Annotated in this window: 1 pseudogene; it reads right to left on the bottom strand. The window is 61.0% G+C overall.

The features are described 5' to 3' along the window. Nucleotides 1-295: pseudogene (locus tag P0D89_RS54450) on the bottom strand (electron transfer flavoprotein-ubiquinone oxidoreductase); the annotation flags it as partial.

Genomic DNA, 295 nt, shown 5'->3' with positions numbered 1-295 from the left:
CGACGAGAGCCGGTCAAAGGTCAGTTTGCCATCCGGCTTCGGATACGTGATCGGCTTGCACTGCGACGCCGGCTTGAGCATCTCATGATCCGAATGCTGGTGATGCAGCGTCCACGGCACGTTGCCGCCCAGCAGCTTCTGCTCGATGCCGACCATCAGCGTGCCGAGGTACAGGCCCTTGCTCATCCATTGCTTGAAGTTGCGTGCGCGATGCAGCTCAGTGTGCAGCCACGAGGTCTTGAACGACTCCGGGTATGCCATGAGTTCATCGCCTGTACGTCCGGCCTGCACGGCG

The sequence above is a fragment of the Paraburkholderia sp. RL18-085-BIA-A genome (assembly GCF_046027075.1).
Taxonomy (GTDB): domain Bacteria; phylum Pseudomonadota; class Gammaproteobacteria; order Burkholderiales; family Burkholderiaceae; genus Paraburkholderia.
Note: the sequence above shows the minus strand (reverse complement) of the source record. Positions and strands in the feature narration are given on the sequence as shown.